Here is a 7,081-nt window from a genome sequence, read left to right as displayed (position 1 = left end):
GCTGTGGCGTGACAAAGAACGCGCCAATCACATCAATAGATTGATAAATAGCAATAATGTCGTCTTCTCGGTGAATCTTTCCCTGGCGCAGACGAAAGTCATCTTCCCCTGGGTGCCAAAATAGCCGACACGGCGGTTGCTGCTTGCGAAGCCGGAGTCGTCCCTTGTTCGAACGAAAACCGCCAAGGATAGCCAAGCCGTCCGAAACGGCTTTGAAGGTCGGCGCCGAACTCTACTCCGTGTTTCGCAGGTTCGTGCCGCTAGAAGGGCCTTTGACTGCCGCAGCGGTAGCAGCGATCTCCGAGGAAGCTGGACTGGGCGCGCGCCGGATACGGGAGCTTGCGCGCCGATTTCGAATCAACCCCATCGCCGAGAGCCTTGCTTCGCTGCCCAAGGGCCCCCAGCCCGGCAAAAAGCACGCCGCGGCGGCAGTTATCGAGGCGATCAACAAAGAGATTGTCGTGATTTTCCTGAAAAGGCCGACTCCCGCGATCAGGGAAGCGGCAAACCAGATTCGCGGCCTGCTGATCGCGGACACGGGCGATTATCGGTTCGACATGGTCGACGTTCCCAGTGTGCGCAGCATCGAGCGGATGATAGGCGAGATCAGTTCACCCCAATTGGCGCGCGCAACTATGGGGTCAAAGCGGCGAACCGCGCACGAACCCCATCCTGGCGAATACCCCAGCGCAGGGCTTCTGGATGTTGTTCAGATGGATCATTCGCCGGCCAATGTCATGCTGGTGGATAGTGTTGATCGCAACGCCCTGGGGAGGCCCTGGGTGACTTTGCTCATCGATATCTGGAGCCGCTGCATCCTCGGGTTCTATGTGAGCTTTGGGGACCCATCGATCTTCCGGTGCGGGCGGGCAGTTGCCAATGCGCTGTTGCCCAAGCAACCGTTACTCACTGGCCTCCGCATGACGGAGGATTATCCGATGCATGGCTTTTTCAAGCGGTTACACGCCGATTTCGCTTCGGCGCATCGCGCTGAAGCGTTCAGAAGCGCCTGCCACACCTATGGGATCGATCCGGATGTCCGGCCGCGTGGCGCCTCGCATATGGGCGGACATATCGAGCGTCTGATCGGCACTATGTCGGACAAGATGTTGCTGCTTCCCGGCGCTACGGGCGGCGATGTCACCAAGCGTGATGGGTACGATCCTTCGGAGAAGTCGGCCATGACGCTGGAGGAGTTTGAGCGCTGGTTTATCAGGGAAATCTGCCGCTATCACATGACGCCGCATGAAGGGCTCGGAAAGCTTGCACCGGCACAAATGTGGGCCGACGGGGTTGCGACACATGGTTCGCTGGTTCCCCCCGGAATCGATGTCGAGCAATTGACCCGCCGGTTTCTGCCGTGGATCGAACGCACCGTGACGGCCAGCGGGGTTCAGATCGACTACCGGCGGTACTGGCACGAGAGCTTCGCGGCCCGGATTGGCCTCAAAATCATGATCCACGTCGATGAGCGCACGATCCACGAGGTGTACCCGCAGATCGACGAGAAGCTCGTCGCCGCGCGCGTCGTGGGCACGTTCCCCCATGTGACGAAAGTCGAGTGGGACGCTGCCGCTGCTGCCTTGCGAACCCGTGGCCGCGCCTTTCAACAGAATGGCGGGCAAACGGAGATCGCCCGGCTCGTAAATGCCAACCGGCAGGAAGTGCAAGGCGCAACGATCCGCACCCGGGAACAGCGGGGCTTGCGCAAACGGCTCGAACGCGAGGGCATTTCACACAGTGCCGCTCCGCCGCCCGAAGGGCTTCGGGAAGAACGAGCGAAGTGGCTGTCTGTCGAGGAATTGGGGGAGGTGAAGTGGCTCAAACCGATCAACCAGTAGTATCTTCGCAGTCATCGGGCTCGCTGCACAAGGCGTTCTGGATCGATTTCGACCAGGCGCGGGCTCATGTGAATACGCTGATGGGGCTCGTCGACGAGGACCCGGACGACCGGCCGACTTGCGTGGTCCTGGTGGGGCAGTCCGGCATGGGCAAGACGTCGATCCTGAAGGAGGTCGGCCGGCGCATACGCTTGGCCTATCCGGAGCCGGCGAACTTGGGCGAGGCGCGCTACGTGCCGATGTTGCACGCGGTGGTGCCGACCCACCCGACTGCACTCAGGATCAATCTGGCGCTGTTGTGGAAGCAGGGGTGGCCGCTGACCAGGCGCACGCATCAGATTGCCGACCTCAAGGTGGCAGAACTGCTGGGCAAGCAGGGAACCAAGCTGGTTGCGATCGATAACGTCCATGCGATCCTCACAGCCAGCGGCCGGGCGCGGCGCGATGCGCTGGATTCCTTCCGCTTCCTCATGAGCGAGGGCAACGTTCACATGGTCGTCGCGGGTCTCGACGTCGCTGCCGACATCTTCAGCGACGACGTGGAGCTGGCTTATCGCTCGATTATCTTGCGCATGCCTCCCTGGCTTCCGGGCGAGCCCTCGCAACAACTGATCCGGGCTCTGGCCCACCGCATGGGCTTGATCGATCCGGATCGCTTCGCAGAGCCGGAAATCGCCGAGTTCATCTGGCGCAACAGCCACGGGGTGACCGGCAATTTCAAGCGGTTGCTGCACCGGAGCTATCGTGTTGCCAAGGACACATACGGTCGGCAACGGGTTGAATTTTCCGATGTATACGAGGCCGCCAAGTTCTTTCCCTCCTATATCGACCGGTGACGGGAAGGGAGCATAAGCCGGAATCGGAACCGCTGGCGCTTCGCGTGCGCCCGCAGGCTGAAGAATGCTTCGATTCGTGGATTGCGCGGATGGCGCTCGCGCATGACACCACGCGGGGCGCACTGTTTCAGCATCTAGGCATCGATTCAGCGCTTGCCAGCCTGGACCTCGCCCGGGGTACAAGCGGTGTCGCGCTAGAAGATTTTTACGCAGTGTCCCAGATGGTCGGACAGCTTGCCTGGGCGGTACAGACCGAGCCGGAACACATTGAAAGCTCGTTTCTAGCTGTCGATGGTGCCGCGCTGCTACCGCGCCGCTCGCGCCATTATGCCTGCGCCCGCTGCTGGCAGGAAGCGCTGCGTGACGGACGGCCACGGATCATCCGCAAGGAATGGATATTACGAATGAGCTGGCGGTGCCGTCTGCACGATCTCCCGCTGAGCAAGGTGCCGGTACCCGGCGGGGCGACGGATCAGGATGACCTCTCCTGGTTGGGCGGAGCGATCGCCGGCGCGGAGAGCCTGCGGTGGGGTCTGGGCTACCGGGGGGCGATGATCGAGCGAAACGAGGTGTGCCTCGACACGCTGATCCGGCAGAGCAGACGGCGACTGAAGGGCCGCAATCAAGACTACCTCGATCGCTTTCAGGCGAACGTCTATCATTTTGCCCGCGACCGCATCGCCATGCTGGCCTTGGCACATAGTCACGCCGGCCGGTCAGTGTGGGGATTCGAGCAATTGATCGGGCGCGGCCTGGCAGAGCGTCCGGGCAGGAATATGGAGTCGCTCGAACCCCCCAGGCGAGCGAAGCGACGGGCGGCGCGTTGGCGCGTGGGGCAGGGGAGGGCACTGCCCCGGGCCTTCGACGCTGAATTGCTCGGTGTGCTGCTGGCCTATGCCCAGGTGCGCGAGCGCCGAGACGCACAGGCCCGATCCGGCCATTTTCCGACCGGTGAGCCGTGATTGACCTCGCGCATCGCGGTGCCACCGGCATTTTCGGCAAAAATCGCGCTCAGAGCCCCGTAGAGCGCGTCCACAGGGTCTTGGCACCCTTACCTATCCCGAAGGGTATTTTCGCGTTCTTTGGGCGGTTTCCGCGACCCCGGATATTACGGCTATAATTCAGTAATTTGGTAGGAATTTTGCGATTCAGCGGCGATGCCGAGCCGCTGCAGGCGCGAATCGATCGCTGCCATCTCGGCATCGAATTGCCCGAGGATTGCATCGACGGCGCGGGTGGGCTGGGGTTGGCCGCGCGGCCGGCCGCGTTCGGGCGGCTTCACCCCGAGCGCGACGGCGACATCGGGGGTGACATAGGTGCGCCATGATTGCCGCGCGCCGACCGCGACGAGCAGGCCCAGACCTTCGGCGCGCGCCAGCAGCTTACCGGCCCCAGACGGCGTGACACCGAGTTCGCCGGTGATGGTGCGCGCGGCGAGGCTCGGCCGGGCCAGCGCGAGGCGGGTGAGCTCGGTGAGCTTGCCGGGGCGGTGCTCACTCGCCACGGCGGTAGCGGCGCGCAGACGGAACCGTTCAAGCGCGTCGAGCCGCTCGAGACCGTCCTCGGCGCTTTTGCGCAAGCCCTTCAACAGACGCTTGAGCAGCGCGGGGCGGGCATCAAGCGCGAAGCGCTGGGCCTCGTCGCCGCCTGCGAGGCAGGGCAGGGGGGTGTGGGTGAGCTTGAGACGGGCAAGCAGGATCGGCCGTGCCAGCCAGGGCGAGGAGCTGGCGTCGTTGCGGCACCAGATGTCGGCAAGGTCGAGTGCGCGCACCAGGGCAGGGGCCTCGGCCCAGCCCCGAGGCAGCTCGAAGCTGAACGGCAGGTCTTCGCGCCAGTGGGATCCCGCGGGTTCGGCGAGGCGGGCCTGCCAAGCGGGCAGGGCGCCGAACGGGTCGCCGGTCGTGGCGATCCGCCCCCGGCCAGGCAGGTGGAGCCCGCACTGGCCTGCAAAAACATCGATTTCGTCGATTTCGACGCGTTGCAGCTGGAGCGCGCGGGTATAGCCGGTCCAGGCGGCGCGCAAGCGCCACGCCGGTGCCACCAAACTTGCACAAATCCGGGCATCGAGCCTCGCGATCGCGGCCATGGCATCTCCGAACGCCCCGGCAAGGTCGGGTGTCCAGGCAAGCGCGCAGAAGGGCAAGGGAGGGCGGGCCATGGCAAGATAGTATCCTTAAACTGGTAGGTCAGTCTACCCTGTGCTACGCTTAGTGTTGATAATGGCTGCTTATCACGCCTCTATACATTATAGAAACGCCCGGCTATCCTCACGCCCATGGCGAAAAAGCGTCCCTCCACCGCAATTGTTCTGTTGAGCTGCGAGCCTGTCGATCTCATCGCTGACGTGCGGGCGCTGGTCGGCGGCGGTGAGGCCATCGACGCCGCGCTGCTCGACGCCGCCATGCGGGGCTGGTCGCGCAACACAAGGCGGGCGTTCCGCTCTGACCTGACCTTGTGGGGTGGGTGGTGCCGCAAGCACGGCGTGTCCGCGCGTGAAGCCTCGCCAACAGATGTGGCAGCCTGGATACGCGCGCTAGCCGGGATCGATACCTCGGACGTGACGCCGCGCGCTGCGGCGACCATCGAGCGCTACCTCGTTCATGTCGGATGGGCTTACCGGATGGCGGGTCTTCCCGACCCGACTGCCGATCCCTTGGTGAAGTTCGAGCGCAAGGCGGCGCGCAAGCACCTGGGCGTGCGCCAGCGTCAGGCCCGGGCCATCCGGTTCAAGGGCGATATCGCCGATCTCGACAGCCCTGCGTCCGGCGTCTGCCTTGCCCACCTCATCAAGGCCTGTCGGCGTGACGCTCTGGGCCTGCGTGACGCAGCGCTGCTGCGCATTGCATACGATACCGGCGCACGCCGATCAGAGCTGGTGGCGATCGACGTGGCGCATATCGAGGGCCCCGACGCCGAGGGGGCGGGGATTCTGAACATCCCCTCGAGCAAGACCGACCAGGCGAGCGAGGGCGCTGAGGCCTATCTTGCGCCCGCGACCTTGGCGGCCATCGCCCGCTGGCGCGAAGTGGGCGGCATTGACAAGGGTCCGCTGCTGCGCCGGGTGGTGACGCACTTCGACGGCTCGATCGACAGGATCGGTTCGGCGCGGCTGCATCCCAATAGCATTGGCCTGATCTACAAGCGTCTCGTCCGCCGCGCTTGGGAAAAGCGCCTGCTTGGCGAGATGAGTGAGGCTGAGCTCGAGCGTTGGCTGAAAGCGGTGTCCTCGCACTCGATAAGGGTTGGCGTGGCGCAGGACAATTTTGCGGCGGGCGAGGGGCTACCCGCGATCATGCAGGCCTACCGCTGGCGCGACGCCCGCACGGTCATGCGCTACGGGGCGAAACTGGCCATGAAGAGCGGCGCCAGCGCGCGGTTGGCCAAACGTTTTAGCGATCAGGTGTAGGGGGCAGAGGGACCGTCTCGGCGCATATTCTCACCGCAGTCTATTTTGGCACCCAGCCTGCGAAGAACTGCACGCTACTGCGCTCTTCTTTGGCGTCCGACAGCCGCCCACCGGCGCAAGGTTGGCGTCGTGCAACGCCAAGCCCGCCCGCTCCGATTCAAGGGTGCGGTCAAGGATCCGCTCGCTGACGTTCCGCGTGGGATCAATGTCCGCGCCGCGCTCGATGCCTGCGGCGACACGCTTCCCGGGCTGCGCGACCGGGCACTGCTCTCTGTGGCCTATGATACCGGTCTGCGCGCGAGCGAGCTGGTGGCGATACAGATCGACGATATTGTCGAGGCGCTCGATCCCGACGCGCGGCTGCTCAAGATCGCGCGATCGAAAGGCGACCAGGAAGGGGAGGGGGCCACTGCCTATCTCTCCCCGCGCAGTGTCAGTGCTGTTGCCCGGTGGCTGGGTGAGGCTGGCATCGAGACGGGAGCGGTGTTTCGCCTGGTGATCGTGCGGCGTTACGCGGCGCGCAGCGCGCGCAGCAAGATCAACTCGAATTCTGTCGGGTGGAACGCCCGCTGGGACAAGACATGGTTCACCGGCAAGGACGCGACACCGGCCCGGGTCGAATATGATGTTGGCGATCTTGCACTACATTCCGGTTCAATCACGCCGATATTCCGGGAAATCCTGCGCCGAGCATTCAAGGCGGGGGCCTTTGGTGACCTCGACGGAAAAGTGTTCGAGGAGCAGCTGGGACAGATCAGCGCGCATTCGACCCGAGTCGGGATCAACCAGGACTATTTCGCTTCAGGCGAAAATCTCGCGGGCATCATGGATGCTCTGCGCTGGAAATCACCCCGGATGCCGCTGCTCTACAACCGTAATCTGGCCGCTGAACAGGGTGCCGCAGGTCGCCTGCTTGGCAGGATGGAATAATGTCGTCTATTTTGGTACGCCAACTTCGGGACCGGTACGGGGAATGACGTCAATTATGGCGCGTCACA

The 7,081-nt window shown here is 63.8% G+C and carries 5 protein-coding genes and 1 pseudogene; 5 read left to right on the top strand and 1 reads right to left on the bottom strand.

The window, feature by feature from the left end; genetic code table 11:
- The first annotated feature begins 164 nt into the window (after positions 1-164).
- Genes Q8Q53_RS07590 through Q8Q53_RS07580 form a run of 3 tightly spaced genes read left to right on the top strand, consistent with a single transcriptional unit; the run spans position 165 to position 3,639 of the window.
- On the top strand, positions 165-1,841 hold the full coding sequence (locus Q8Q53_RS07590) for a Mu transposase C-terminal domain-containing protein (RefSeq protein ID WP_305701161.1): 1,677 nt from the start codon (positions 165-167) through the stop codon (positions 1,839-1,841).
- Entirely contained in the window at positions 1,817-2,677 is an 861-nt protein-coding gene (locus Q8Q53_RS07585) for a TniB family NTP-binding protein (protein WP_305701160.1), read from the top strand. Before Q8Q53_RS07590 ends, Q8Q53_RS07585 begins: the two co-directional genes overlap by 25 nt.
- Positions 2,678-2,721: 44 nt before the next feature.
- A complete protein-coding gene (locus Q8Q53_RS07580) occupies positions 2,722-3,639 on the top strand; it encodes a TniQ family protein (RefSeq protein WP_305701159.1) in 918 nt (305 codons plus the stop codon).
- Positions 3,640-3,791: 152 nt separating this feature from the next.
- Here Q8Q53_RS07580 and Q8Q53_RS07575 read toward each other — a convergent pair whose 3' ends face one another.
- Positions 3,792-4,763, bottom strand: coding sequence for a hypothetical protein (locus tag Q8Q53_RS07575; RefSeq protein ID WP_305701158.1), 972 nt, complete (start codon positions 4,761-4,763; stop codon positions 3,792-3,794).
- Positions 4,764-4,952: 189 nt separating this feature from the next.
- Between Q8Q53_RS07575 and Q8Q53_RS07570 the strand changes: the two genes are divergently transcribed.
- The gene (locus Q8Q53_RS07570; protein ID WP_305701157.1) at positions 4,953-6,083 is read left to right on the top strand and encodes a tyrosine-type recombinase/integrase; all 1,131 of its coding nucleotides are present in this window, start codon (positions 4,953-4,955) and stop codon (positions 6,081-6,083) included.
- 105 nt (positions 6,084-6,188) lie between these two features.
- Positions 6,189-7,013: pseudogene (locus Q8Q53_RS07565) on the top strand (tyrosine-type recombinase/integrase); the annotation flags it as partial.
- Positions 7,014-7,081 lie beyond the last annotated feature (68 nt).

It is taken from the genome of Novosphingobium sp. (assembly GCF_030699305.1).
Taxonomy (GTDB): Bacteria; Pseudomonadota; Alphaproteobacteria; order Sphingomonadales; family Sphingomonadaceae; genus Novosphingobium.
Note: the sequence above shows the minus strand (reverse complement) of the source record. Positions and strands in the feature narration are given on the sequence as shown.

Excerpts from the sequence above, each read along its gene's own strand:
- Q8Q53_RS07575 (WP_305701158.1), bottom strand. The coding sequence starts at position 4,763 with ATGGCCGCGATCGCGAGGCTCGATGCCCGGATTTGTGCAAGTTTGGTG.
- Q8Q53_RS07570 (WP_305701157.1), top strand. The coding sequence starts at position 4,953 with ATGGCGAAAAAGCGTCCCTCCACCGCAATTGTTCTGTTGAGCTGCGAG.